The sequence below is a fragment of the Streptomyces sp. NPDC042100 genome, assembly GCF_055582325.1.
The window spans coordinates 478347-504395 of sequence record NZ_JBVJDK010000003.1 but is presented as its reverse complement, the minus strand read 5'-3'; the positions used below and the strand labels follow the sequence as shown (position 1 = coordinate 504395).

Below are 26049 nucleotides of genomic sequence, written 5' to 3'. Positions count from 1 at the left end.
GCGTGTCCCTTCGCGTGTCGAGAGAGGGTGAGGGCGTCGCGCCCGGCGCGGGGCCGGCTGCCGCGCGCGGGGGTGCGCCCGCGCGAGCCCGGGGCGGCCGGGCGAGCGGCCGGCCCCGGGCGGGGTGGTCCGCCGTCCGCGACGTGGCGGCGGCGCGCCCGCACGGCGGATGCCCGGAGGATTCACCTCCGGGGCGGCACCCGCGTGTCAGCTGCCGATGTCGAACAGCGGGACGACATGCCCGTGGTCCTCGGAGGGCAGGTACTCGTCGTTGCCCAGGTACTTGACCGAGTAGCCGCCGATCTCGCCCATGATGGAGGTGAAGATGCCGCTGATGCTGCCGCCCTCCATTTCGGCGATTCCCCTGGCGTCGGTCTGCGAGGTGCCGAGGAGTTCACCGCGCTTGCCGGCGTACCACTCGATGTCCTGCCAGGGCACGGGCTTCCCCTTGCACGTCAGACGGGCTCTGCCCCGTGCGGACAGCCCGCCCGCGAGCTGACCCTTCGTCGTCTCGGCCTTCAGGCTCGTGGGCTGCGGCGCCTGAGGGGCCGGGGCAGGGGCCGGCTGCGTCTTGGTGTCCTCGGGCGAGAATCTCTTCGGCATGGTCACTCCGCGTGATCGGATGCGGCGGCCCGTATGGGCAGCCACGTAATAAATCGCACGCACGATCACGCACCGTACTCACGTAGCCCCCACTTCACTACAATGTGTAACCAGGGGCGCGTGGAAACGGGGCACACCCCCGAGCCGCCCTCCCGGATCCCATACCCCTCATCGCCGCACGAGGACACGGCGCCGGGGCGATCGCGCCGGGCGCGCTCCCCCGCGCCATCGGCCGTGCCCTCGGGACTCCACTGCCGGGCCGATGCGCCCCGCCAATCAGCTCAGGCGCCTACGGGGGCGTTCCGGCGGGCCCGCCCGGTGACCGGCCGGGCACCACGGGGTCATCCGTCACCGCAAGTGACCGAATGCCTGATCAGCGTCGGCCACGGCCTGGGGATGGACGTCGTCGGCGGTGCGGCCGGCGGCGATCTCGTGCCAGTTGGCCCGGGCGAGCACCCGCTGGACCGCGAGCACCTGAGCCGCCAGCAGGCGCGCCTGGATGCACTCGCCGAGGGCGTCCGCGAGCGCCTCCTCGTCGTCGAGCCGGTAGCGCGTGAGCCGTCCCGCCAGGCTGGGCGTCGTGAACACCAGCCGGTGGAACGCCACGACCACGGGATGGTCGCAGAGTCCGGTGACGGGGTCGCGGCGGTCGAGACCGGCCCGGAAGTGCCGGTGCAGGGCCGCCACGGGCTCGATGCCGGGCTCGCGCTCGCGCACCACGCTCGCCGCTTCGCCCTGGTGATCCGCGAACCGGTGCAGCACGAGGTCTTCCTTGGTGGGGAAGTACCGGAAGAGCGTCGGCTTGGAGACTTCGGCCGCCGCCGCGATGTCGTTGACCGAGACCTGGTCGAAGCCGCGCTCCAGGAACAGCGAGACGGCCGCGTCCCCGATGGCGTCGCGCGTCCGCTCCTTCTTGCGGGCTCTCAGCCCCGTCGGCTCGCTCATCTGACCAGCCTAACATTTGTAACCAGGTTGCTTTTATTACCGAGTAACGTTTCTATGGACGTATGCAACAGATCGATATTCCTCCCGTGCTCGTCACCGGGGCGACGGGCCGGGTCGGCCGCGTCGTCGTCGACCGACTCCTCGACGCGGGCGTGCCGGTACGTGCCCTCGTCCGCCGCCCCGAGGCGGCGAAGACGCTGCCGGCGCGGGTCGAGGTCTTCACCGGGGATCTCACCGCGCCCGAGTCGCTCGACCCGGCCCTGAGCGGGGCCTGTGCGGTCTTCCTCGTCTGGACGGCCCCGCCGCGGACCGCGGAAGCGGTCGTCGAGCGACTGGCAGCCCACGTACGGCGGATCGTCTTCCTCTCCTCCCCGCATCAGACGCCGCACCCCTTCTTCCAGCAGCCCAACCCCATGGCGGCACTCCACGCCGGCATCGAACGGCTCATCACGTCCACCGGACTCGAGTCGACGATCCTCCGGCCGGGGATGTTCGCGTCGAACGCGCTGGCCTGGTGGGCACCGGCGATCCGCGCCGGTGAGGTCGTCCGGTGGCCTCACGGCGCCGCCGCATCGGCACCGGTCGACGATCGCGACATCGCGGCGGTCGCCGCGCGGACGCTCCACCAGGACGGTCACGTCGGAGGCGACTACGTCCTCACCGGCCCGGAATCCCTGACCCAGGCCGAGCAGGTCGAGACCATCGGTGAGGCGCTGGGGCGCGGGATCGCGTTCGAGGAGATCACGCCGGACGCGTTCCGAAGCCTGTGGGAGGGTACGGCGCCCGGCTCCGCGATCGACATGCTGCTCGCCGCGTGGGGCGCGGCCGTCGGGCGGCCCGCGTACGTCACCACCGCGGTGTCCGACCTCCTCGGGACACCGCCGCGAACGTACCGCCAGTGGGCCGGCGACCACGCCACCGCGTTCACGCGGAGTCCGTGACCGCTCCGGGCTAGGGCTTGCGTGCGACGCCGCCCGCGATGCTGCGCTGGGCCGCGTTCAGTTCCTTGAGGTGGGGTCCGTCCGGCCACCAGTCGGCGCAGCGCACCAGGCCCGGCGGGACCATGTCGAGGCCGTCGAAGAGTTCCTGGAGTTCGGCCTGGGTGGAGAAGGTGCCACTGCCCATCATGCTGTGCAGGAACACCTCCTCCATCTTGCGGGCGGTCGCGCTGTACTCGTCCTGCGGATCCAGGAAGTGGCTGATCGCCACGTACGAGCCGGCGGGCAGCGCGTCGACGTAGGCGCGCATGATGTCCTTGCGCGTACGGGTCCGCTCGCCGTTGTAGTGGTGCAGCGTGCCCATCTGCAGCAGCGCGATCGGCTCGCTCCAGTCGAGAGCGGACCGCACGGTGTCGTCGGCCAGCAGCGTCTCGGGCTCGAAGATGTCCCCGGCGACGAGGAGCGTGTGCTCGTTCTCCTCCAGCAGTGCCCGTCCATGGGCCAGCACCACCGGGTCGTTGTCGACGTAGACGACGCGCGAGCCGGGATCGGCGCGCTGCACCACCTGGTGCACGTTCTCGGCGGTCGGCAGGCCCGAGCCGCAGTCCAGAAACTGGGTCACGCCGGTCTGCTGGGCGAGGAACCGGCAGACCCGAATCAGGAAGTTCCGGTTCTCCACGGCCAGATCACGCGCCTCGGGCGCCGCCTTCAGCACGCCTCGCATCACCTCACGGTCCACGTCGTAGTTGTCCGTGCCGTTGAGGAACGCGTCATAGACCCTGGCGATGCTCGGCTTGGTCGGATCGATGGACACGGGAGCGGAGTCGTCGGACGTCGGGCGGTACACGGGGCCTCACAAGGAGCTTCGATGGCGGCAGGGCGTCGTACGGGGCGGAGCGGGCACCCCGCGCCGACGCGTTCTGGTCGATCTTCGGAATCTAGTCCGGTGACGCCACCGCCCACCGCCACGCAGACCGGTACGGACGCACATCCCACTCGATCGTGCGACGCGGACCGAGCTTCTCGCCTTCGACCGCGCCTTCGGCCGGGACTACCGGACAGAGGTGTCCGAGCTCCAACCGTCCACGTGGGAACGCGACTCGTAGCTGTGGCGCGTGCCGCGGTCCCACTCCTCGCCGGTGAGGTGCCTGTACGCGTTGTCCGGCACGTAGAGGAGGGCCTCGGCCCAGACCAGGCCCTCGACGTACGGCGTGAATCGCGCCGGCTCCCGAAGCACGCGCTCGAACTCCTCGCGGCCGGCCGCGACGACCGCCGCCCGGGTGTAGAGGAACCGGTCGCCCGACAGGCCGTCCCCGAGTTCCCCGCGGTCCAGCCTGTACAGGGCCCGGGAAAGCTGCTCGGCGAAACCCACGACGTCGGATACGGGGCCGTCTGCCAGACGGGCCGTCAGGGCGGCGGCGAGCGCGTCGCCCTCGGGGTCGGGGGCCGAGGGGCCGCATACCGCGATGAGTTGCCAGAAGGCGTTCTCGTTCATGCCGGAGAGCATGACGGAGAGGTGTGACAACCCCGGTTGTCACGGACTCGGGGCCCCCTCGTCAGGGCCTCCCCCCGTTCCGAGGGACGGTCCGCCGACGCGACCGGCGGGCCGGCACAGGCCGGCCCGCGCGGCACATCGACCGTGGTGACGGGCTACTTGGCGGTGTTCAGGGCCGCGAGCGCCTGGGCCCAGCGGGCGTACTTCAGGTCCGCGAGGTCGGCGACGGTCTTGACGCCGAACGCCTCGTCCAGGAGCTCGCCGTCCCGCTCCGAGACTCCCTTCAGGGCCGCGACGGGCGCGGCGAGGATCTCGGGGAGGCTCTTGCCCGCCCACGCCGCGTCCAGCACCTTGTCGAGATCGATCGAAGCCATGACAAACCTCCGCCGGTCGAGAGGCGCGACCATCGCTCCTCTACATACGTGTAGAGGATAGGGAGCGGGGTGCGCCCGCCCAGGCGAATGATCGCTTCTCCGCCAAGATCGTCCGAAAGAGCTCGACGGGCGGTCGTGGCGGAGGCCCGGGACGCCACCGCCGCCACGGCCGTCATACGGACCCGCCGTCCTCGGCGCCACCCGCCGGCCTGCGGACTTTCGCCCCGCCGTAGACTCCTCCGAACACACCGGAGAGACGGAGAACGTGAAGGCCGAAGGGAAATCGCTCGCCAAGAGCTGGGGGTTCTGGCTCCTGCTCGGATTCTTCTCGATGGACGCCTGGCCGAGCCGGTATGTCGTCGACACCATCACGCAGGTCGTGTTCGGGATCTTCACCCTGGCCCTCCTCTGGAGCACCGCGCGTTTCCTGTACCGCCTCGCCGTCGCCGCCAGGTCCCGACGCGCGGCGGCCGGCACCGACTCCGCCACGTCTCCCGGGGCCTGACGGGCGCATCGGTCAGCCGCCCATCGGAACGCGCCTAGCCTCGGCGCAGGGTGTAGTACTCCCACGAGTCGGGGTCGCCGATGAAGACGTACAGCTTCGGGTGTTCGACGGATCCGTAGGTGTGCCAGCCGTCCATGGGGCCCGGGCACGCCGCGATCGTGACGTCCACCCGCTGGGAGTCGGGGCCGTGGGCGGGGTCGTAGGTCCAGGTGCCCGTGCCCGTGCAGTCGCGGGCTCGGGCACCGGAGCCGGATGCGTCGTACGTGAAGGTGTCGACGCCGTTCGCGGTGGCCTTGCCGTCGGGAGCGAGGGTGAGGGTGCCGCCCCTGCCGTCGCTGTACGCGCCGGCGATCTGCGCCTTGTCCAGTCGTGGCAGTTCGTAGCCGACCCCGGCGAAGAGGACGATCCCGGCCAGCATGAAGGCGGTGACGACGGCGAGCGTCCCCCAGAGCGTGACGTAGCCGAACATCGCGCCGCCGGAGACTCGCGGGCGCCCCGGCAGAAGCAGCCTGCGGGCGACCAGGGCGGGTACGGCGAGCGCGACCGTCACCGCGAGCCAGCCCACGACGCCCCCCACGAGACCCGCCCCGCCGGTCAGTGCCACCGCGCCCGTCGGCAGGGCGGCCACTCCCGCCGCGACCGCCGGGACCCACCACCACGCCGCCCGGCCGGTGGTGACTCGGCCCAGCCGGGCGGCGGCGGCGAGCAGCGGCATCAGCACGCCGATCGACAGCAGCGCGGCCAGGGCCGCCCCCGCCGCCGCCGCGAACGGCAGCATGACCGCCATCCCGACGACCCCGAGCGCGTTGTAGGGCAGCGGCGGAGTCTCCTTGGCCAGCTCCCCCACGTACACCGCGATGACCCCGATCACGGCCTCGGCGAACACCACCGAGGCGCCTGCCAGGGTGACGGACCCGAAACGGTCCCGGACCCGCACCGACCGCCCCTGGACCGGCGTCTGCCGATCAAAGGCCGCCTGAGCATGGTCTCTTACGACGACCGATTGTTCTGAACGCATTCAAATCCCCTCCGCGCGTCATCATGCACCACGGCCGTCCCCACCGTCCGTCCGCCCCCACCTGATCCCCACCTGATCCCGACCGGCTCCCACGGCCCTGCCGACAGGGCGACGGCGGGTGCTAGCTTTCCTGGCGTGTCGAAGCATCAAGAGGAGACCCGGGCCGCCTACGACGGAGTCGTCGAGCTCTACGCGTCGCTGTTCGCCGATCGGCTGGAAACGCGGCCGTTCGCCCGGCAGATGGTCACCACCTTCGCCGAGCTCGTACGCGACACGGGGAACCCGCGGGTCGCCGACGTCGGCTGCGGACCCGGGCACTTGACGGCCATGCTGTGCGAACTGGGCTTGGACGCCTTCGGGTTCGACCTCTCCCCCGCCATGGTCGACCACGCCCGCCGGGTCCTGCCCGCGCTGCGGTTCGACGTGGCCCGCATGGAGGCGCTGCCGGTCGAGGACGGCACGCTCGGCGGGGTCCTGGCCCACTACTCGATGATCCACACCCCGCCCGGGGAACTGCCCGCGCTCCTCGCCGAGCAGGCCCGCGTCCTCGCGCCGGGCGGACTGATCCTGGTGTCCCTCTTCGGCACCGACGGGCCCGAGCCGGTCCGCTTCGACCACAAGGTCGCCCCCGCCTACAGCTGGCCCGCCGCGCCCTTCGTCGACCTCTTGGCACACGCCGGACTCGCGACCATGACCCGGCTCCTCCACGACCCGGCCAGCGAGCGCGGCTTCCTCGAAACCCACCTGCTCGCCCGCCGCGCGTAGGACGCGGTCGGGCCACCGGGACGACCGGTGTCAGGCGGCCCGGGGCACCAGGGAGGCGTACTCCAGCGGGGCCGACGGATCGATCGACACGTCCAGCGGGGCCGGCTCGGTCCCCGCGCGTACGAGGAGGTCTCCGACGGCCGCGATCATGGCGCCGTTGTCGGTGCACAGCGTCATCGGCGGCACCCGCAGCTCCACGCCCGCCGCCGCGCACCGCCGCTCGGCCAGGCCCCGGACCCGGGAGTTCGCGGCCACACCGCCGACCACGATCAGCGTCTTCACCTCGTACGCCGCGCAGGCCGCCAGCGCCTTGCGGGTCAGCACGTCGGCGACCGCCTCCTGGAGGGCCGCGGCCCCGTCCGCGACGGGGAGGTCCAGGCCCTGGGCCCGGTGCCGCTCGACCCAGCGGGCGGCGGCCGTCTTGAGGCCCGAGAAGGAGAAGGAGTACGGGTCGTCCCCGGGCCGCGTCAGCGGGCGGGGGAAGCGGACCGCGTCCGGGTCGCCGTCGCGGGCCGCCCGGTCGATGGCGGGGCCACCCGGATACGGCAGGCCCAGGATCCTCGCCACCTTGTCGAAGCACTCCCCCGCCGCGTCGTCGAGGGTGTCGCCGAGGTGCAGGATCGGCTCGCGCACCAGGTCCCGCACCAGCAGGAGCGAGGTGTGGCCGCCCGACACGATCAGGACCACGCAGGGGCTGGGCAACGGGCCGTGCTCCAGGGTGTCGGCCGCGACGTGGCCGGCCAGGTGGTGCACGCCGTAGAGCGGGAGCCCGGCCGCGTACGCCAGCGACTTCGCCCCCGCGAGGCCGACCTGGAGGGCGCCGGAGAGGCCGGGCCCGGTGGTGACCGCGACCGCGTCGAGCTCGCTCAGGCGCAGCCCCGCCTCGTCCAGGGCCCGCCGCACGACCGGGGCGAAGGCCTGGAGGTGCGCGCGGGACGCGATCTCCGGCACGACGCCGCCGTAGCGGGCGTGCTCGTCCATGCTCGACGCCACGACGTGGGCCAGGAGCCTCCCGTCCCGCACGATCCCCGCGCCGGTCTCGTCGCACGACGACTCGATGCCGAGCACGATCGGTCCACTCACGGTCCACTCCCTTTTTACCTTCAATCAGTAGTTGCAATATATGTGCAATAAGGGTGGGGCTGGTCCCCGGCACCGGCGGATCCTCGCCGTTCTCGCGTCCGGATCTTGATATTCCTCGCCATCGGGGCTCCGCACGCCCTAATCTGACCCGCGCAGCTGGTTCGCCCCGTCCGCCAGGCGGGATGCGTCGCAAGAGGGAACCCGGTGGGAATCCGGGACTGCCCCGCAGCGGTGAGTGGGAACGACCGCCGTCATACGCACTGGGACCGGACAACGGTCCTGGGAAGCGACGGCCAGTAGGTGCCCTCCGGTCATGTCCGGAGAGCGTGCCCGCGAGTCCGAAGACCTGCCCGTTGCCCGCACGCGGACGATTCCGCGCGCGGATGTCCCGGTGACCTCGTGGGCGGGTCGGCGTACACAGCGAGCGGCACGTGGGATCTCCTCCCGCGACGGAGTCCGCCCGTTCTGTCGTTCCCTTCGCGTCCGCGTCCCGTCGCCCGGGATGTTCTGGACACATCTCGCGAAGGAGAGTTCCGTGACAGCGAAGCCCGCGGCAGCACGCGCCACCGTGTACGGCTACCCCCGGCAGGGGCAGAACCGCGAACTGAAGAGGGCCGTCGAGGGCTACTGGAAGGGCCGCGTCACCGCCGACGCCCTCCGGTCCGTCGCCGCCGAGCTGCGCCGGTCGAACTGGCGGCAGCTGGCCGACGCCGGCGTCCACGAGGTGCCGAGCGGCGACTTCTCGTACTACGACCACGTCCTCGACACCAGCGTCATGGTCGGCGCCGTCCCCGCCCGCCACCGCGCCGCCGTGGAGGCGGACCCGCTCGACGGGTACTTCGCGATGGCCCGCGGCACCCAGGACACGGCGCCGCTGGAGATGACCAAGTGGTTCGACACCAACTACCACTACCTGGTGCCCGAACTCGGTCCCGACACCGTCTTCACCGCCGACTCCACCCAGCAGGTCGCCGAGCTGAAGGAGGCCCTCGCGCTCGGTCTGACCGCCCGCCCGGTCCTCGTCGGCCCCCTCACCTACCTCCTGCTCGCCAAGCCCGCGCCCGGCGTGGCCGCCGACTTCGACCCGCTGACCCTGCTCGACCGGCTGCTTCCCGTGTACGGGGAGGTCCTCGCCGACCTGCGGGCGGCCGGCGCGGAATGGGTACAGCTGGACGAGCCCGCCCTGGTCCAGGACCGCACCCCGGCGGAGCTCAACGCCGCCGCCCGCGTCTACCGCGAGCTCGGCCGTGCCGAGGACCGGCCGAAGCTGCTGGTCGCCTCCTATTTCGACCGGCTGGGCGAGGCCCTGAAGGTGCTCGCCGCCGCCCCGGTCGAGGGCCTCGCCCTCGACTTCACCGGCCCCGCCGCCGCCAACCTCGACGACCTCGCCGCCGTCGGCGGCCTGCCCGGCAAGCGGCTGGTCGCGGGTGTCGTCAACGGCCGCAACATCTGGATCAACGACTACCAGAAGTCCCTCGCCACCCTCGGCACCCTCCTCGGACTGGCCGACCGGGTCGACGTGGCCGCGTCGTCCTCGCTGCTGCACGTGCCGCTCGACGCGACCGCCGAGACGGACATCGACCCGCAGCTCCGACGCTGGCTGGCGTTCGCCCGGCAGAAGGCCACCGAGGTCGTGACGCTGGCCCGGGGCCTCGCCCAGGGCACCGACGTGATCGCCGCCGAGCTCGCCGCCAACCGGGCCGACCTCGCCTCCCGTACGGCCTCCGCGCTCACCCGCGACCCCGCCGTCCGGGCCCGCACCGCCGCGATCTCCGACGCGGACGGCCGGCGCTCCCAGCCCTACGCCGAGCGTTCCGCCGCCCAGCGCGCCCACCTCGGTCTGCCGCTGCTGCCGACCACCACCATCGGTTCCTTCCCGCAGACCGACGAGCTCCGCGTGGCCCGCGCCGACCTGCGGGCCGGGCGGATCGACGCCGCCGGATACGAGGAGCGGATCAAGGACGAGATCCGCGAGGTCGTCTCGTACCAGGAGAAGGCAGGCATCGACGTGCTGGTGCACGGCGAGCCCGAACGCAACGACATGGTGCAGTACTTCGCCGAGCGGCTGACCGGCTACGTCGCCACCCAGCACGGCTGGGTGCAGTCGTACGGCACCCGCTACGTCCGGCCGCCGGTCCTCGCCGGCGACATCTCGCGCCCCGAGCCGATGACGGTGCGCTGGACGACGTACGCGCAGGCGCAGACCGTCAAGCCCGTCAAGGGGATGCTGACCGGGCCCGTGACCATGCTCGCCTGGTCCTTCGTCCGGGACGACCAGCCGCTGGGCGACACCGCCCGGCAGGTGGCGCTCGCCCTGCGCGACGAGGTGAACGACCTGGAGGCGGCGGGCACGTCGGTCATCCAGGTCGACGAACCGGCCCTCCGTGAGACGCTGCCGCTGCGCGCAGCCGGCCACGCCGCCTACCTCGACTGGGCGACGGAGTCCTTCCGGCTCTCCACCAGCGGTGTCCGGCCGGACACCCAGATCCACACCCACATGTGCTACGCCGAGTTCGGCGACATCGTCCAGGCCATCGACGACCTCGACGCCGACGTCATCAGCCTGGAGGCGGCCCGCTCCCACATGCAGGTCGCCGGCGAACTGGCCGGGCACGGCTACCCGCGCGAGGCCGGTCCGGGCGTCTGGGACATCCACTCGCCCCGCGTCCCCAGCACGGACGAGGCCGCCGCGCTGCTGCGCAAGGGTCTGGCGGCCATCCCCGCCGAGCGCCTGTGGGTCAACCCCGACTGCGGCCTGAAGACCCGCGGCTGGCCCGAGACCCGCGCGTCCCTGGAGAACCTCGTGGCGGCTGCCCGCGAGGTACGGGCGGAGCTGACGGCCGACAAGGGCTGACGGGCCGAAGGCCGGGCCGGACGCCGAGGCGTCCGGCCCGGCGGCCGGAATCCTCCCCCGCACCGATCGAGTGGCCGGGAAGCCCCGCGACCGCGCCGGGCGACGGCGGGGGCAGGGGCGGGGGCGGGGGCCGTGAGGGCCGCCGCCCCCGCCCCGAGGCAGCACGCCGCTCCGCCCCGGGGACATCGGCACGCCGCCTCCCAGGCACGCCGCCTCCCGCGAGAAGGACACCATGACGACCACCCCCTCCCCCGCCCACCACCACCTCGGATCCCCTGGCGGCCGCCACGGTGAGATCCTCACTCCCGACGCCTTCGCGTTCGTCGCGCGGCTCGACTCCGCGTTCGCACGCCGTCGCCGGGAGATCCTCACGGCACGCCGTCACCGCTCGGACAGCCTCGCCTCAGGGCATCCGCTGGACTTTCCCCGCGCCACCCAGGCCGTCCGCGACGACCCACACTGGCGCGTCGCGCCCCCGGCGCCGGGCCTGTCCGGACGGCACCCGGTGGTCTGCGGGCCCCCGGACCCCGGCACGGCCGCGAACGGCCCCGGCCCGGATGCCGACGTGTGGATCGCCGACTTCGGGCAGCTCCCCGCGCCGCTCTGGGACAACGCCCTCACCGGGCACCGCACCCTCCTCGACGCCTGCCGCCGCCGCGCCGAGAGCCCGGCCCTCGTCGTCCGTCCCCGCGGGTGGCACGTGGAGGAAGAGCGCCTCAGGGTCGACGGCCGGCCCCTCTCCGCCTCGCTCATCGACGTCGGCCTGTTCCTGTTCCACTGCGCACGGCTCCTCACCGACGCGGGTTCACACCCCCATCTCAGTCTCACCGGGCTGGAGAACCGCTTCGAGGCGCGGCTCTGGAACGACGTCTTCCTGCTGGCCCAGGACCTCCTCGGCATCCCGCGCGGCACCGTCCGGGCCACCGTCGTCATCGACACGGTCACGGCCGCGTTCGAGATGGAGGAGATCCTCTACGAGCTGCGCGAACACGGGGCCGGACTCACCGCCGCGCCTTGGGAACACCTCTTCGGCATGATCCGCGCCTTCGGCCACCGCGGCCGCTTCCTGCTCCCGGACAGCACGGAGGCCGCCCTGGCCCAGCCCTTCATGCGGGCCTACGCCGAGCTTCTCGCGCAGACGTGTCACCGCAGGCACACCCGCGCGAGCACCGACGCCGGCGGTCGGCACCCGATCGCCCGGGTGCCGGGCCGGGCACGGGTCCAGGCCGCCGACCTGCTGGCCGTACGTCGCCCCCACCCCGCGTCGGCGCCGACGGAGCCGCAGATCAGGGCGGCCGTGGCCGTCGCGCTGCGGCACGTCGAATCGCGGCTGCGGGGATGGGGATGGGACGGCGACGCCGACCCCATCGGCCCCATCGGCCCCATCGGCCCCAGCGGCCCCAGCGGCCCCAGCGAGCCTGTCGGCATCGGCGGCATCGGCCGTACCGGCGGGCCGCTCGCGGACGCGGCGGCGGTCGCCGAGCTGGCCCGGGCCCGGCTCTGGCAGTGGCGCAGGCAGCGTCTGGTCCCCCTCACCGTCCTGCGCGGGGTCCTCGACAGAGAAGCCGCGTCGCTGGCACGGCGGCGTCCCGGCGCGCGCGCCACGGCGGCCCGGGACGCTCTCGAACGAACGCTTCGGGAAGACGAGCCGCCTCCGCCGCTGTCCGCCGGGGCCGGGCGGCGGGAGCCGATCCGGCGGACTCGGGAGGCGGAGTGAGCGCCCTCGCCGCGGGGCTGCCGGACTGGGGCCGGTGCGCCGTGATGGGCGTCGTGAACGTGACGCCCGGCTCCTTCCCGGACGGCGGTCGCTGGTTCGACCCGGCGGCGGCGGTGAAGCACGGGGTGGACCTCGTCGCGGAGGGTGCCGACCTGGTCGACGTCGGCGGGGAGTCGACCCGCCCCGGGGCGGCGCGGGTCGACGAGGAGGAGGAGCTCAGGCGGGTCGTGCCGGTGGTCCGTGACCTGGTGGCCGAGGGGGTGCTCGTGTCGGTGGACACCCTGCGCGCCTCCGTCGCGGCGCGGGCGGCCGAGGCGGGCGCCGTGCTGGTCAACGACGTGAGCGGCGGGCTGGCGGACCCCGCGATGGTTTCCGCGGTCGCGGCTTGCGGAGTGCCCTTCGTCGTCATGCACGGGCGAGGGCTCGGCCACGACACGCACCGGCGCGCGGGGTACGCGGACGTGGTGCGCGAGGTCGTGGCGGAGCTGGGCGCGAGGGTGGAGGCCGTGGTGGCGGCGGGCGTTCCGCCGGAGCGGCTCGTGGTGGACCCGGGGCTCGGGTTCGCCAAGGAGGCGGAGCACGACCTCCGGCTCGTCGCCGGGCTGGCCGGGCTGCGCGCGCTGGGGCGTCCCGTGCTGATCGCGGGCTCCCGCGAGAGGTTCCTCGGGCACGTCCAGTCCGGCGCGGAGGGCCTGCCGCCGCCCGCGGGCGGACGGGGCGCCGCCACCGCGGCCCTGTCGGCCATCGCCGCCCACCAGGGGGCCTGGGCCGTCAGGGTCCACGACGTCCGGGCCACCTCGGACGCCGTCAGGGTCGCCGCCGCGCTCGCCTCCGCCCGCTGAACCGCCGGGCCCCGGGCCGGAGACCGGCCCGGGGTGAGCAAGGGGGCGCAAGGCAAGGCGAGTTCACGGCCGCCGCCCCGGGCGGCGGGTGGGGCCCCGGGCGGCGGGTCCCCACCCGGCGGGCTCAGGCTCCCCAGCGCAGGGCGAGGGTGTCGCCCACGTTGATCGGCGTCTCGCGGAGGGCCCCGGCGAAGGAGGAGCCGTCCACGCTGAGCTTCCAGGTGTTCGAGCCGCTGCCCGCCTTGCCGTTGAGGGCGGTGACCGCGCCCGTGCCCGTGGCGGGAGTGACGCCCGTGACGCAGCCGGACGGGGTCGCGGCGGTCGTCGCCGCGTCGAGCACGTCGCCGAGGGTCGTGGTCGTCCCGGTCGGCGTGAAGGACACCGCGCACGCCTTGAGGGTGCCGGCGCCGTCGTCGACGGTCAGCGCCAGCTTGGCGGCGGTCCCCGGGCTGAAGGCGCTCTGGGCGACCCACCGGGTGGCGCCGGGGGTGACCGGCACGGGCGGGGCGGAGGTGAAGCCGCCTCCGGCGACCGCGCGGAGGGCGTCGATGGAGGAGTACGCGGAGGGCGTGGTGTCGGAGGGCTTGTACTTGAAGCCGCCCGCCGGGTTGTACTGGTTGGCGATGAGGAAGTCGACCGGCGTCTTGGTGTTGATCGTGGTGAACTCGGCGGACTGCGGGTTGATGCCGCAGGCGTTGAGACCGGCGACGCCCCAGCCGTTGGAGCTGGTGTTGACCCCGTAGAGGGAGTTGAACGCGCCGGAGGCGGCGACCAGTTTGCCCTTGAGGAAGTTCTTGGCCTGGACGACGTCCGTGTCGGTGTTCGGGACGCCGGACGCGCAGAGGGCGGCCATGGCGGCGCCCGTCATGTCGATGTCGCTCGCGGTGTTGATGGCGGTGGGGTTGCCCTCGACCTTCTGGTAGGTCCAGCCGCCGTCGTTGTGCTGGTTGGCGCGCAGGCGGGCGACCATGGTGTCGGTGAGGGCCTGCGGGACGCGGGCGGTGCCCGACTGGGTCTTCGCGCCACCCAGGGCCAGGGCGGCGAAGACGGTGCCGTTGAAGTTGGCGGACGGGCCGAAGTAGCCCGGTTCGGCCGTCTGCCAGTAGCCGTAGACGTCGGCGATGAGGTTGCGCCCGCCGGACACGCGGGCCGGGTCGATGCCCGCGGCGTACGCGTTGAGCGTGCCGCGCTCGTAGTCGGTGACGACGGGGGTCGCCGACGGCCAGGCGGGCGTGGCCAGCAGGGCACGGTAGACGGTTCTGGCGTTCTTGGTGGTGTCGCCGCCCGGGGCGACGTCGACGACGGCGGTGCCCGCGGCGGCGAAGGCGCTGAACGCCCACTCGTTGGAGAGACCCGAGCCGGCGTACGAACCGTCCGCCGCCTGGAGGGACTTGAGGTAGGCGACGCCGTTGGTCCTGGACGTGGCCAGCTGCGCGGGCGTGGCGGTCGCGAAGGCGGGCAGCGCGCCGAGGACGAGCGCGCCGAGCGCGGCGGGCACCGCGAGTACGAGGCGGCGCGGGGTACGGGGAAGCGACATGGCCTGCTCCTGGAAGTCGGCGGACGCCGGCCGCTCCCGGGGCACGCCTCGCGTCGCCGTGCCGGAGCACGGCCGGGCAGCGCCGGGAAAGCCGCCGTCCGGAACGCGTGGTACGGCTTCGTGTACTGCGTCGCCGCATGGGCATTCGGGCTCGAAGGACGGCCCCCGCCGTCCCATACCGCTGCGCGTCAGCTCCGGATTCGCACCGGATTCCCCCATGTGGCAGCCCAGGACGCTACCCGAACCGTCAGGGGACCGCCAGCGGAGGCCGGACGGCGGGCCCGCGCGCGCCGTCGGGTCCGGGGTGAGACGTTCCCCACCCTTGACGGTCCGAACTGATCCGTGTTGCACTCCCGCTGACAAGCAATCAGCACCAGGGGAAGCCGGTCGAATTCCGGCGCTGACCCGCAACCGTAGACCCGGCTCGTCCCGGGTGAGTCGGAATGCCTGGGGCTGGATCAGAGCACGAGGAACGCCGTCGCGGACTACGGCGTGGTCGTCACCGCCCCGCCATGGCTGCGCCACGGTGCCGGGCGCATCGCCACGCACCCAGCCGCCCCGGCAGAGACGAGGGGCCGCGGTGGGGACCGAACAACAGCCGAGACGGTGGACGGGGGCTCGACGGCGCGCGCTGTCCGCGCTGACCGCCGCCCTTCTGACGCTCGGCGCGGGCCTGACCCACCTGACGGCGGCGGCACCGGCGAACGCCGGCCCGATCGGGACGTGCACGCGCACGGAGGGCGCCGTCGTCGCCGTCGACTTCGGCCACTGGGGCGGACCCGTGGTGCGCGGCTGCGACCTCACCCCCACGACCGGCTACGAACTGCTGCGTTCCGGCGGCTTCGGCACCGCCGGAACGGAGCACGACGGCCCCGGGTTCGTCTGCCGCATCGGCCACGCCTCGTTCGGCGGCGGCAGGCAGTACCCCACCCCGGCCCAGGAGAAGTGCGTGCTCACCCCGCAGGCCACCGCCTACTGGTCCTACTGGATCGCCTCGCCCGGGCAGCGGAAGTGGACGTACAGCCCGCTGGGCGCCATGTCCCGCACCCTCAAGCCCGGTGACGTGGACGCCTGGGTCTTCGGCGGCACCGACATCGGCGGCGGCGCCAAGGGCAGGCCCACGTTCACCCCGGACGACGTCCGCGCGGACGGGGGCGATCCGCCGGACCCCAAGGACCCCCCGGCGCCGCAGGTGCCCCCGGGCTCCGTCGATCTGCCGGCCGCGACCCGCTGGCTCACCGAGCGGCTGACGAACGGGCAGCGCGTCGTCAACGACGGTGACAGCACACCGAATTACCTCGCCACCACGGAGGTCGCCTATGCGCTGGCGGCCCGGGACGACGCCGACCCGACCGCCCGTCGGGTCGCCGGCTACCTCGGCAGGCCCGAGCACACCGACGCGTACGCGTATCCCGCCGGGAAGGACGAGGCGCCCGACGCCACCGCCGCCGCCCGCCTCGCGCTCGTCGCCGAGGCCACCGGCGGGGACCCGCGCGCCTTCGGCGGGCACGACCTGCTCGGCGACCTGACGGCGAACGTCTGCCTGAGCGGCTCGGACGTCCCGCAGCCCGTCCCCGGCTGCGCCACCAAGGGCGATTTCCGCGCCACCGGCCAGACCGAGGGCCAGGCGCTGGCCGTCATCGCGCTGCTGAACGGCGGGGTGACCCCGCCGGCCGACGCGGTGGCGCGACTGGCCCGGCTTCAGTGCGACGACGGCGGCTTCCCCAGCTTCCTGATCCTGGACGGCCAGGTCTGCGAGAGCGAGGCCCCCAGCACCGCGCTCGTCGCCCTCGCCCTCCAACGGGCCGGCGGCCACACCCCGGTCGTCACCAAGGCGCGTTCCTCGCTCAAGAAGGCGCAGTTCGCGACGGGTTCCTGGCCCGCCGCCTCCTACAGCGTCCCCGGCAGCGCGTACGCGACGGGCTGGGTGGCGCAGACGCTGCGTGCCCTCGGCGACCGGGCGCACGCGGACGCGGCCGTCTCCTGGCTCTCCCGCCAGCAACTCCCCGGCGGCGGCTTCGCCTTCGAGGAGGGGACCACGGACCCGCTGCTGTACGCGACCACCGCCGCCGTCATCGCGGGCGCGAAGAGCGACCTCGTGACGCTGACGACGAAGCAGCCGGCGCCGCCGACGACCACACCGCCCACCACGGGGCCGCCCACGACCGGGCCCACCGCTCCCCCGGCCGGTGACGGACCGGACCTCAGGAAGGGCTCGGCCTATCTCGCCGACCACAAGCGCCTGATCCAGGGCCGGTACTACGAGGGCAGCCCCCGCTTCGCCGACTACGGCCTGACCATCGACGGCGCGTACGCGCTCGCCGCCACCGGCCACGACAACGCGACCCTTCGCGACATCGTCGACTTCCTCGACAAGGGCGGCAGGGACGCGTCGGGGCGCGGCGTCCACGACTGGACGAAGGCCGGTACGAGGTACGCGGGCGGCGGCTTCATCGGCAAGGCGGCGGTGCTCGCCGAGGCCGTGGACCGCGACCCGCGCGCCTTCGGAGGGAAGGACCTGATCGCCGCGCTCGCCCAGGGCACCTGTGCGTCGGCCACCCCCGCCGAGCCCCGCAAGTGCGCGGGCAAGGGCAACTACACGTACGCCACCTCGGTGTTCTCCCAGTCCCTCGGCGTCATCGCCCAGATCCGCGCGGGCGAGACGGCTGCGGCGGCCGGGCCGGTCGCGTACCTCAAGAGCCTGCGCGACCCGGCGACCAGCGCCTGGCCCAGCCTCATCGGCGAGAAGAGCGGCATCGAGGTCGACTCGACCGCGATGGCCGCCATGGCCCTGGACCTGCTGCCCGACGCCGACGCGCAGGCGGCCGTGGACCGGGCCCTCGGCTGGCTGGCCGGTCAGCAGCTCCCCGACGGCGGCTTCCCCGGCGCCTCCGGCAACTCGGTGAACTCGGCGGCGCTCGCCGTCCAGGGCCTGTCGCTGGACGCCGGGAGGTACGCGGCCCAGATCGGGAAGGCCCGGAAGTTCCTGGCCGCGCAGCAGAACGGGGACGGCGGCTTCAACGTCAGCAAGGGCGGCCAGGCGGGCTCGGACGTCCGCGCCTCCGCCCAGGCGGTCGGCGGCGCCACCGGCGTCTCCTTCGGCGTGCTGAAGCGCGACCTCAGCGGCACCACTCCCGCGCCCGTCCCCGGCATCACCGGGCAGCCCGCGCCGGCGCCCACGATCGTCACCCCGGGCGACACCGGCGACACCGGCGGCACGGGGAACGGCGGGGGTCTCGCCGCCACCGGGTCCCAGGTCACCGGCCTCGCGGTCGCCGCCGTGCTCCTGGTGCTCGCCGGGTGGGCCACGACCCGCGTCTCCCGGCGGCGCCGTCAGACCGGCGGTGGCCGCGCATGACGACGCCCCGCGCCCCGCACACCACGACCCGTGCGACGACCCGAGCGGCGACCGCGCTGGGCCTGACGGTCGCGGCCGTCGCCGCCACCACGGCCCCGGCCGGAGCCGCCCCGCAGCCCATCGGACGGTGCACCACCACGTCCGGCGTCGTCCTCGCCGTCGACTTCAGCCACTGGGGCGGGCCGGTCTACCGCTCCTGCGGCACGACGCCCACCACCGGCTACGAGCTCCTGAACCAGGGCGGCTGGCGCACCACCGGCACCGGCCACGACGGACCCGCGTTCATCTGCCGCATCGGCTACAGCGGCCACCAGGGCGGCAAGCAGTACCCGACGCCCCGGCAGGACGACTGCGTCCTCACCCCGCCCGCCTCCGCGTACTGGTCGTACTGGCACGCCGATCCGGGCCACGACACGTGGACGTACAGCCAGCTCGGCGCCATGCTCTACAAACCCAAGCCCGGCAGCGTCGACCTGTGGATCTTCGGCGGGACGAACATCGAGGGGACTCAGGGCCGTCCCACCGTCACCCCCGACCAGCTGCGTGCCCAGAACACCCGGCCCACCGGAGGCGGCGCGCCCGCGCCCGCGGACACCAGGACGGCGGCCCCGCCTCCGCCGGACGTCGGCACCGGGCCCGCCCCGGAGCGTCCGTCCCCCACGGCTCCGGCCCCTCCCGCCTCGCCGGCCCCCTCCACGGCGAGCCCGTCGACGAGCGCGCCGAGCTCCACGGAGACCCCCACCCCCACGACCAGCGCCTCGGCTGCCGCCACCACGGCGGCCCCCGAGGTGGTCGACGCGGCACCGGCGGCGGACGCCGCCGTCGACAGGGGTTCCTGGGTGCCCGCCGTCGTGACCGGTGTACTGGGCCTGCTGATCGGCGGTGCCGCCGTGTTCGCGGCCAAGCGCCGCCGCCGTACGGAGTAGCGCCGCGTGCCCCGTACCCCGACGGCAGCCGTCGAGCCGTCCGTGTCCGCCCCCGCGCCGGACACGGGCGGGCGGCGCCTGCCCCGCACCCTCCACCCCGTCGCCTGGTGGATCTGGGCGCTCGCGCTCGCGACCGCCGTCAGCCGCACCAACAACCCGCTGCTGCTGTTCCTGGTCCTCGCGGTCCTCGGCTACGTCGTCACCATGCGCCGCACCGAGGCCCCCTGGGCGCGCGGCTTCAGGTACTACCTGTATCTGGCGTTGACCGTCGTCGCGATCCGGGTGGTGTTCCGCGCCGTCTTCGCCACCGGCATCACCCCTCGCGACCACTTCCTCTTCTCGCTCCCCCGCCTCCCCACCCCGGACTGGTACGCCGGGATCCGGATCGGCGGACCGGTCTCCCTGGAGGCCCTGCTCTCCGCCGCCACCGACGGCCTCCGGCTGGCCTGCATGCTGTGCTGCATCGGCGCCGCGAACACCCTCGCCAACCCGAAACGCGCGCTGCGCGTCCTGCCCGGCGCGCTGTACGAGCTCGGGGTCGCCGTCACCGTCTCCCTCAGCGTGGCGCCCCAACTGGTCCAGAGCGTCCAGCGGGTCCACCGGGCACGCAGGCTGCGCGCGGGACGGTCTCGGGGGCTGCGCGCCCTGCGCGGGATCGTCGTACCGGTGCTCGAGGACGCCCTGGAGCGCTCGCTGCGCCTGGCGGCGGCCATGGACTCGCGCGGCTACGGACGGGCGGGCACGGCCACGCGTCGCTCGCGCCGGATCACCGGCGCGCTGATGCTGCTCGGCATGTGCGGCCTGTGCGCCGGCGCGTACGGGCTGCTCGACGCCACGGCCCCGGCACTCCTCGGCTTCCCCGCGCTCGCGGCGGGCGGCCTGCTGTGCGTGGCGGGGCTCCGCCTCGGCGGGCGCCGGGTGACCCGTACGTCCTACCGGCCGGATCCCTGGCGGGCCGCCGAGTGGGCCGTCGCCGGGTGCGGCGTGCTCTCGGCCGTGCTCCTCTTCAGCGACGCGGGCTTCGACGCGGCCGAGCTCAACCCGTCGATCTACCCGCTCAGCTGGCCCACGCTCCCGTGGGTGCCGGCCGCCGCGGTCCTCCTCGCGGGGGCCGCCGGATTCCTGGCCCCACCGCCCACCGCGCCCACCCGTACGGCGTCTCCGGCCGTCCCCGCACCGCGCACCGAGGAACCCACGTGATCACCTTCGACCAGGTCACCGTCCACTACGACGACGCGGCCGAGCCCGTCCTGCGGGACGTGGACCTGACGGTGGAGGAGGGCGAACTCTGCCTCGTCGTCGGCCACACCGGCGTCGGCAAGTCGACCCTCCTCGGCGCCGTCAACGGGCTCGTGCCGCACTTCACCGGCGGCACCCTCTTCGGCCGGGTCACCGTCGACGGCCGGGACACCGCCGAGCATCCGCCGCGCGAACTCGCCGACGTGGTGGGAGTCGTCGGCCAGGACCCCCTCGACGGCTTCGTCACCGACACCGTGGAGGAGGAACTCGCCTACGCGATGGAGCAGTTGGCGGTGCCGCCCGCCACCATGCGCAAGCGGGTGGAGGAGACCCTGGACCTGCTGGGGCTCGCCGACCTCCGTCATCGGGCGCTCCACGAGCTGTCCGGCGGCCAGCAGCAGCGCGTCGCCATCGGTTCCGTCCTCACGGCGCACCCCCGCGTCCTCGTCCTGGACGAGCCGACCTCGGCTCTGGACCCCACGGCCGCCGAGGAGGTGCTCGCGGCCGTCACCCGGCTCGTGCACGACCTCGGCGTCACCGTCCTGCTGGCCGAGCACCGGCTGGAACGGGTCGTGCAGTACGCCGACCGCGTCCTCCACCTCCCCGGCGACGGGCGGGTGGTGTCCGGTGCGCCCTCGGACGTCTTCCGTACGGCGTCCATCGCGCCGCCCATCGTCGAGCTGGGCCGCGCCGCCGCCTGGTCCCCGCTGCCGCTCTCCGTGCGGGACGCCCGGCGGGCGGCGGCGCCGCTGCGCACCCGCCTGGCCGACCGCGTACCCCCGCCGGTCCGGCCGGCGCCCGCCGCGGACCGGCCCCGCCTCCTGACCGCGCGCGGGATCACCGTCGCGTACCAGGGCATCCCGGCGGTCCGCGAGGTGGACCTGGAGCTGCGCGGCGGGGAGGTCACGGCGCTCATGGGCCGCAACGGCTCCGGCAAGTCCTCGCTGCTCTGGGCGCTCCAGGGCTCCGGTCCCCGCACGGCGGGTACCGTCCGCGTCGGGGAGCCCGGCGACCCGAAGGCCCCGGACCCCCGGAAGGTCTCGGCGGCCGAGGCCCGGCGGCTCGTCGGCCTGGTTCCGCAGACGCCCACCGACCTCCTCTACCTGGAGAGCGTCAAGCAGGAGCTGGACCAGGCCGACTCCGAGTCCGGGGTGGTGGCGGACGGGGTCCCGGCCCGCGCGCTCCTCGACCGGCTGGCGCCCGGCATCCCCGGCACCACCCATCCCCGCGACCTGTCCGAGGGGCAGAAGCTGGCCCTCGTCCTGGCGATCCAGCTCGCCGCCGCGCCCCGGGTCGTCCTGCTCGACGAGCCGACGCGCGGGCTCGACTACCGGGCCAAGACCGCGCTGACCGGCATCGTGGACGGCCTCGCGGCCGAGGGGCGCACGGTCGTCGTCTCCACGCACGACGTGGAGTTCGTCGCCCGCGCCGCCGACCGGGTGGTCGTCATGGCCGAGGGGGACGTGGTCGCGGACGGCCCGACCGCCGAGGTCATCGTCGCCTCCCCGGTCTTCGCCCCGCAGACGGCGAAGATCCTGGCGCCGCTCCCGTACCTCACCGTGGGCCAGCTGACCTCGGTGCTGGGCTCCGCCACGACCGACGGGACCGCATGACCACGTCGCCCGCCGCCATCCGCATCCGTCCCCGGGCGGCGCTCGTCATCGCGATGGCGGCGTTCCTCGGTGTCGTCGCGTTCTTCTGGCCGTTCCTCGTGGCGCCGGGGAGGTTCGGCTCGAACTACGCCCCGCCGCTGATCTTCGGCGTCCTGCTCGTGATCGTGCTGTGCGTGGTGATCTCGGAGATCGCCGAGGGCGGGATCACCTCGAAGGCCCTGGCGATGCTGGGCGTGCTCTCGGCGGTGAACGCCGCGCTCCGCCCGCTCGGGGCGGGCACCGCGGGCATCGAGACAGTCTTCTTCGTCCTCGTCCTCGCGGGCCGGGTGTACGGGCCCGGCTTCGGCTTCACCCTGGGCTGCACGTCCCTGTTCGCGTCGGCGCTGATCACGGGCGGCGTCGGCCCCTGGATGCCGTACCAGATGTTCGGCTGCGCCTTCGTGGGGATGCTCGCCGGCCTCCTGCCGAAGGCGACGGGCCGGCGGGAGGTCGCGCTGCTGGCGGTCTTCGGCTCCCTGTCCGGCTACCTCTTCGGCTTCCTCCTCAACCTCTCCTTCTGGCCGTTCTCCCTGGACCCGAACAGCTCGATCGCCTACCTCCCCGGGCTGCCGTTCACCGAGCAGTTCCAGCGGTACCTCGCCTTCGACCTGGCGACCTCCCTCGGCTGGGACACCGGCCGCGCGGTCACCAACCTCGTCGCCATCACCCTGGCCGGCCCCGCCGTCCTCACCGTCTTCCGCCGCGCCGCCCGCAAGGCCCGCTTCCAGGCCCCGGTCCGCTTCGCGGGCCGGGAGCACGAGGGCCCGGACGCCACGGCCGGATGAACCGAGCAGCACCCACCGCACCCCTTTCCGAGAGGAACACCATGCGTACCACCCTGCTCCGCCGCACCGCCGTCACCACGGCCGCCCTCGGCCTGGCCCTGACGACCGCTCCGGCGGTCGCGCAGGCCGGGTCCGCCGAGGCGTTCACGAACGCCCCGGTGAGAGTCACCGTCACGGTCCAGGGCCCCGACGGCCTCCTCTTCCAGAAGAAGATCTTCACCTGGGGCCACGACGTCACGACCGCCACCGGCGGCACCCACGTGTGCGACGGCACCAACGGCGGCGCCCACGCCACGAAGGTCCCGACCCCGACGGCCGCTCTGGACCACGCGGCGAAGCGAAACGGCTTCACCTGGGACGGCACCTGGTACGCCTCCTTCGACGACTACTCCGTCGACACGGTCAAGGGCGTCAGCGGCGGCGGTTCCGCCTACTGGAACATCTCGGTCAACGGCGTGCCGACCCCGGTCGGCGGCTGCCAGTTCGAGATAGAGAACGGCGACCAGGTGGCGTTCACCTGGACGTCCTTCTGACACCAGGTCAGGCGCGGAAGCGGCCACCGGGGAGCGCCGGTGGCCTCCCCGGGGCCCCGTGCCTCGGGTCAGCGGGGCAGTTCGGCGGCCAGGAGGTCCATCAGGAGGCCGTCGTGCCAGGTGCCGTCGGCGCCGCGTTCGTACTGGCGCATCACGCCCACCGGGCGGAAGCCCGCCTTCTCGTAGCAGCGGATCGCGGCCAGGTTGCCGGCCGCCGGGTCGATGACGAGGCGGTGGTGGCCCAGGTCGTCGATCAGGTGGCGGGCCAGGGTGCGGACGGCTTCGGTGCCGAGGCCCCTGCCGTGTACGGACGGGTCGAGGAAGAGGTCGATGCCCGCGTGCCGGTACTCCGGCTCCTCCTCCGCGTACCACTGGATCATGCCGACGATCCGGCCCTCGTGGAGCACCGTCAGGCAGTGGGTGGCCTCGTCCGCCAGGTCGGAGGCCACCTCCGCCGCCAGGTCGTCCTCGCCGCGCCAGTGCGCGCGGACTTCGGGGGTGGCGCGGATCGCGGCCAGGGCGGGGACGTCGGAGGGGGCGGCGGGGCGCAGGGTGAGGCGGGGGCCGCGCAGTTCGTTCATGGGGCCAGCCTGCCTCGTGGGAGGCCGGGCGGGCCACCCGATCGCGCTCCGTGGTGCCGGGTGGCCGGGCCGGGGCGATCCTGGGGGCATGGGTGGGCCGTTCCCGCGACGGCCGGCGCCCGGTTACCGGGTGGCGGCACGCGGGGCGCTGCGCGTCACGGTCGCCGCCGGGGTCGGGTTCTACGTGCTGCTGTACGGCTTCGGGCTCGTCGTCGGCGCGACGTACGCGCTGTTCGCGGCCGTCGCCATGGCGGGGCTCTCCCGCCTTCCCGGCTCCGGTCGGCAGCGGGCGGCGGTGCTGGCGGGCGTGGTGCCGGTGAGCTGGACACTGATCACGCTGGGCACGTATCTGTCGGTGCGCACGTGGAGCGCGGTGCTCGGGATGCTGGTCGTCGGGTTCGCGCTGGCGTTCACGGCCGTCGGCGGGCCTCGGTTCGCGGGCGCGGCCACGGGGCTTCAGCTCATGTACATCCTGCCGTCCTTCCCGCCGTACGATCCCGGCTCGCTGGGCGAACGCCTCGCGGGTGCCACGCTGGGGCTGCTGCTGCTGATCGTGGTGGAGCTCGCGGTCCTGCCCGAGCCCGCCGCCCCGTCCTACCGGGAGCGGGCCGCCCGCGCCGCCTTCGCCGCCGCGGAGTGCGCGGACCGGCTGCGGACGGCCCCGTACGCGCTGCCCGAAGCCGTGGCCCGCAGCGCCCTCGCGCTGGGCTCGGGGCTGCGCTCCTCGCGGGTGCCGGAGGCGGAGCGGCCCGCCGGTGCGGGGCTGCGGCAGCGGGCGCTGGCCCATACCGGGCTCGCCGCACGCACCCTGCTCGCCCGCCTCGCCGTGCTGCCGCCGCCCCCGCCGGGGGCGGAGCCCCTGGGGGCCGGTCCGCTGCGGGCCGTCGCCGAGGCGGCGCGGGAGGCGGGCGGGCGGCTGCGGGCCGGCGGGCGCGGGACGGGGTCCGGCGGGCGGGCCCGTGCCGGTCTGCTGCGGGCCCGGCGGGCGCTGGCCTCGGCGCCCGAGTACGGCGCTCCCGCGGTGCTGCGCCGCGACGCGGCCCTTCTGGAGGTGGCGGACGCGGCCCTCGCCTTGTCCACGGCCGTGGACCTCGCCGTGCGGGGCCGGGCGGCGGACGTCCCGGCGCCGGGACGGTTCTGGTACGCGCGGCAGCGGGCGCCTCGGTTGTGGTGGCGGCGGGTGTCGGGCCACGCGGGCGGGCGGTCGGTGTTCTTCCAGAACGCCGTCCGGATCAGCCTGGCCCTGGCGGCGGCCCGGCTCGTCGCCGGTGTCGGCACCCTCCCGCACGGCTTCTGGGTGCTGCTGGCGACGCTGACCCTGACCCGGACCACGGTGCGGGAGACCCGGACGACGGTCCGGCGGGCGCTGACCGGCACGCTCGTCGGCGCGCTGGCCGCGGCGGCGCTGCTGGCGTTCGTCGGCACGGACATCGAGGTGTACGCGGTGGCGCTGCCGCCGCTGATGCTGGTCACGTTCACGGTGGGTCCGGTCAAGGGCGTCGGCTGGGCGCAGGCGCTGTTCACCGTGGTGGTCGCGCTGGTCTTCGCGCAGTTGGCGCCGGCGACCTGGCGGCTCGCCGAGTTCCGGCTGCTCGACGTGCTCGCCGGCAGCGCGATCGGCGCCGTGTTCGGGCTGCTGGCGTGGCCGCGCGGCGCCCAGGACGAGCTGCGCCGGTCGGTCGCGGTGCTGCTGCGGACCTCGGCGGAGATCGTGGTGGCCACGACGGCGCGGGTCGCGGCGGGCGGGCGGCGCGTTCCGGTGCCGACGGCGCCCGGACACCGCGGGCTGCGGCACGCGCTGGGCCTGGCGGAGTCGGCGTACGCGCAGTACCGGAGCGAGCCGGAGGGGCCGGACCCGCCGTCGGAGCACCGGGACTGGCAGGCGGCGCTGATCGCCGCGCACCACACCCTGTGGGGTGCCGACCGGCTCCTCGTCCCGGCCGAGCCCGTCGAGGTCCCGCCGCTGGGCCCGGCGGCCTCGGAGTCCGTCGTCCGTGCGGGCGACCGGGTCGCGGCGGGGATGCTGCTGGCCTCGGCCCGCATCGACCCGAACGGGGACGCCGTCGAGGCCGTCGAGGCCGTCGAGGTCCCGCCGTACGACCGCCCGCCCGCCCGGCCGTACGCCGCTCCGTACGCCCCGGTGCCCGGCGCCGTCCTGTCCGCCGACCCGCCGGGGGCGCCCCGCGCGTACTACGCGACCGTGTCGTGGCTGGCCTCCCTGGCGACGGATCTGGAGCGGCTGGGAGGATGAGGCGGGCCGGGTGAAAGGATTCCCTCCAGCACCCCCACCCACCGAGGC

22 protein-coding genes and 3 riboswitches are annotated in these 26049 nt (G+C 74.3%); of the genes, 13 read left to right on the top strand and 9 right to left on the bottom strand.

The annotated features are described in order from the left end of the window. Positions 1 to 207: 207 nt before the first annotated feature. Complete coding sequence (locus tag ACZ6J5_RS09640) at positions 208 to 603, bottom strand: hypothetical protein (RefSeq protein WP_469389489.1); 396 nt, start codon at positions 601 to 603, stop codon at positions 208 to 210. 348 nt (positions 604 to 951) lie between these two features. Further along, on the bottom strand, positions 952 to 1548 hold the full coding sequence (locus tag ACZ6J5_RS09635; RefSeq protein ID WP_469389487.1) for a TetR/AcrR family transcriptional regulator: 597 nt from the start codon (positions 1546 to 1548) through the stop codon (positions 952 to 954). Between the two features lie 62 nt (positions 1549 to 1610). On the opposite strand from ACZ6J5_RS09635, the gene ACZ6J5_RS09630 reads away from it, so the two are divergent. After that, positions 1611 to 2489 carry an SDR family oxidoreductase gene (locus ACZ6J5_RS09630; RefSeq protein ID WP_469389485.1) on the top strand — a complete coding sequence of 293 codons (879 nt, stop codon included), beginning with the start codon at positions 1611 to 1613 and terminating at the stop codon, positions 2487 to 2489. 10 nt (positions 2490 to 2499) lie between these two features. On the opposite strand, the gene ACZ6J5_RS09625 is transcribed toward ACZ6J5_RS09630, so the two are convergent. From ACZ6J5_RS09625 to ACZ6J5_RS09615, 3 genes are all read right to left on the bottom strand, one after another. Further along, entirely contained in the window at positions 2500 to 3300 is an 801-nt protein-coding gene (locus tag ACZ6J5_RS09625) for an SAM-dependent methyltransferase (RefSeq protein WP_469389483.1), read from the bottom strand. Positions 3301 to 3537: 237 nt separating this feature from the next. Next, positions 3538 to 3981, bottom strand: coding sequence for a DUF4240 domain-containing protein (locus ACZ6J5_RS09620; protein WP_469389481.1), 444 nt, complete (start codon positions 3979 to 3981; stop codon positions 3538 to 3540). 155 nt (positions 3982 to 4136) lie between these two features. Then, positions 4137 to 4355: a hypothetical protein gene (locus ACZ6J5_RS09615; protein ID WP_469389479.1), complete on the bottom strand. Its 219-nt coding sequence runs from the start codon at positions 4353 to 4355 to the stop codon at positions 4137 to 4139. A 265-nt stretch (positions 4356 to 4620) separates the two neighbouring features. On the opposite strand from ACZ6J5_RS09615, the gene ACZ6J5_RS09610 reads away from it, so the two are divergent. Then, entirely contained in the window at positions 4621 to 4860 is a 240-nt protein-coding gene (locus ACZ6J5_RS09610; RefSeq protein ID WP_469389477.1) for a hypothetical protein, read from the top strand. 34 nt (positions 4861 to 4894) lie between these two features. On the opposite strand, the gene ACZ6J5_RS09605 is transcribed toward ACZ6J5_RS09610, so the two are convergent. Then, positions 4895 to 5878, bottom strand: coding sequence for a hypothetical protein (locus ACZ6J5_RS09605; protein WP_469389475.1), 984 nt, complete (start codon positions 5876 to 5878; stop codon positions 4895 to 4897). Positions 5879 to 6013: 135 nt separating this feature from the next. On the opposite strand from ACZ6J5_RS09605, the gene ACZ6J5_RS09600 reads away from it, so the two are divergent. Next, positions 6014 to 6643: a class I SAM-dependent methyltransferase gene (locus tag ACZ6J5_RS09600; protein ID WP_469389473.1), complete on the top strand. Its 630-nt coding sequence runs from the start codon at positions 6014 to 6016 to the stop codon at positions 6641 to 6643. Positions 6644 to 6673: 30 nt separating this feature from the next. Here the strand turns inward: ACZ6J5_RS09600 and tsaD are convergent, their stop codons facing one another. Further along, positions 6674 to 7726, bottom strand: coding sequence for a tRNA (adenosine(37)-N6)-threonylcarbamoyltransferase complex transferase subunit TsaD (gene tsaD, locus ACZ6J5_RS09595; protein ID WP_469389471.1), 1053 nt, complete (start codon positions 7724 to 7726; stop codon positions 6674 to 6676). A gap of 140 nt (positions 7727 to 7866) precedes the next feature. Further along, a riboswitch (cobalamin riboswitch) is annotated at positions 7867 to 8094 on the top strand. A gap of 167 nt (positions 8095 to 8261) precedes the next feature. Here tsaD and metE point away from each other — a divergent pair. From metE to folP, 3 genes are all read left to right on the top strand, one after another. Beyond that, positions 8262 to 10580, top strand: coding sequence for a 5-methyltetrahydropteroyltriglutamate--homocysteine S-methyltransferase (gene metE / locus ACZ6J5_RS09590; protein ID WP_469389470.1), 2319 nt, complete (start codon positions 8262 to 8264; stop codon positions 10578 to 10580). Positions 10581 to 10812: 232 nt separating this feature from the next. Beyond that, positions 10813 to 12297: a malate synthase A gene (locus ACZ6J5_RS09585; RefSeq protein ID WP_469389468.1), complete on the top strand. Its 1485-nt coding sequence runs from the start codon at positions 10813 to 10815 to the stop codon at positions 12295 to 12297. A 44-nt stretch (positions 12298 to 12341) separates the two neighbouring features. Beyond that, a complete protein-coding gene (gene folP, locus ACZ6J5_RS09580; RefSeq protein WP_469389642.1) occupies positions 12342 to 13139 on the top strand; it encodes a dihydropteroate synthase in 798 nt (265 codons plus the stop codon). 124 nt (positions 13140 to 13263) lie between these two features. Here folP and ACZ6J5_RS09575 read toward each other — a convergent pair whose 3' ends face one another. Next, entirely contained in the window at positions 13264 to 14676 is a 1413-nt protein-coding gene (locus ACZ6J5_RS09575; protein ID WP_469389466.1) for a hypothetical protein, read from the bottom strand. A gap of 139 nt (positions 14677 to 14815) precedes the next feature. Continuing rightward, a riboswitch (cobalamin riboswitch) is annotated at positions 14816 to 14892 on the bottom strand. A 115-nt stretch (positions 14893 to 15007) separates the two neighbouring features. Beyond that, positions 15008 to 15117, top strand: a riboswitch (cobalamin riboswitch). 139 nt (positions 15118 to 15256) lie between these two features. Between ACZ6J5_RS09575 and ACZ6J5_RS09570 the strand changes: the two genes are divergently transcribed. Genes ACZ6J5_RS09570 through ACZ6J5_RS09545 form a run of 6 tightly spaced genes read left to right on the top strand, consistent with a single transcriptional unit; the run spans position 15257 to position 23169 of the window. Beyond that, on the top strand, positions 15257 to 18034 hold the full coding sequence (locus ACZ6J5_RS09570) for a prenyltransferase/squalene oxidase repeat-containing protein (protein WP_469389464.1): 2778 nt from the start codon (positions 15257 to 15259) through the stop codon (positions 18032 to 18034). After that, positions 18031 to 18960, top strand: coding sequence for a hypothetical protein (locus tag ACZ6J5_RS09565; protein WP_469389462.1), 930 nt, complete (start codon positions 18031 to 18033; stop codon positions 18958 to 18960). Before ACZ6J5_RS09570 ends, ACZ6J5_RS09565 begins: the two co-directional genes overlap by 4 nt. Positions 18961 to 18966: 6 nt before the next feature. Continuing rightward, a complete protein-coding gene (locus tag ACZ6J5_RS09560) occupies positions 18967 to 20160 on the top strand; it encodes an energy-coupling factor transporter transmembrane component T (protein WP_469389460.1) in 1194 nt (397 codons plus the stop codon). Beyond that, entirely contained in the window at positions 20157 to 21812 is a 1656-nt protein-coding gene (locus ACZ6J5_RS09555; RefSeq protein ID WP_469389458.1) for an ABC transporter ATP-binding protein, read from the top strand. Before ACZ6J5_RS09560 ends, ACZ6J5_RS09555 begins: the two co-directional genes overlap by 4 nt. Further along, the gene (locus ACZ6J5_RS09550; protein ID WP_469389456.1) at positions 21809 to 22636 is read left to right on the top strand and encodes an ECF transporter S component family protein; all 828 of its coding nucleotides are present in this window, start codon (positions 21809 to 21811) and stop codon (positions 22634 to 22636) included. Before ACZ6J5_RS09555 ends, ACZ6J5_RS09550 begins: the two co-directional genes overlap by 4 nt. A gap of 41 nt (positions 22637 to 22677) precedes the next feature. Further along, entirely contained in the window at positions 22678 to 23169 is a 492-nt protein-coding gene (locus ACZ6J5_RS09545) for a DUF4430 domain-containing protein (RefSeq protein WP_469389454.1), read from the top strand. 68 nt (positions 23170 to 23237) lie between these two features. Here the strand turns inward: ACZ6J5_RS09545 and ACZ6J5_RS09540 are convergent, their stop codons facing one another. Continuing rightward, positions 23238 to 23750 carry a GNAT family N-acetyltransferase gene (locus ACZ6J5_RS09540; RefSeq protein ID WP_469389452.1) on the bottom strand — a complete coding sequence of 171 codons (513 nt, stop codon included), beginning with the start codon at positions 23748 to 23750 and terminating at the stop codon, positions 23238 to 23240. A gap of 88 nt (positions 23751 to 23838) precedes the next feature. Here ACZ6J5_RS09540 and ACZ6J5_RS09535 point away from each other — a divergent pair, with 88 nt between their 5' ends. After that, positions 23839 to 26001 (top strand): FUSC family protein, encoded by a 2163-nt coding sequence (locus ACZ6J5_RS09535; RefSeq protein WP_469389450.1) that lies wholly within the window; start codon positions 23839 to 23841, stop codon positions 25999 to 26001. The last annotated feature ends 48 nt before the right edge of the window (positions 26002 to 26049 follow it).